The following is a 362-nucleotide window of genomic DNA, read 5'->3' as shown; positions in this document are numbered from 1 at the left end:
GTTGACGCCAGCCCGACGACGCGGGCGCGGGCGGAACGCCACGATGCCGCCATCAAGCGGCTGGCGCGCGTGGAAGTGATCTCCTTTGCCGACGAGGCCCCCAAGGGCGTGGTGCAGATCGTGCTCGGCGAAGCGGTCGCCTGCCTGCCGCTCGGCAGCCTGGTGGACGTTGCCGCGGAAAAGTCGCGACTCGAAAAGGCCAAAACCAAGGTGGAAAGCGACATCACCCGCACCGCGGCCAAGCTCGGCAACGAGAAATTCGTCGCCAATGCCGATCCGGACGTCGTGGAAGCCGAGCGCGAAAAACTGGCCGAACTCGACCAGCAGCTCATCAGCCTGAAAATTGCGCTGCAACGTATTTC

The 362-nt window shown here is 64.4% G+C and carries 1 pseudogene; it reads left to right on the top strand.

The window, feature by feature from the left end:
- Positions 1 to 362, top strand: a pseudogene (locus AC1D0P_RS32345) (hypothetical protein); the annotation flags it as partial.

Source organism: Polaromonas sp. P1_G2, from assembly GCF_056405515.1.
This window is presented reverse-complemented; position numbering and strand designations above follow the sequence as displayed.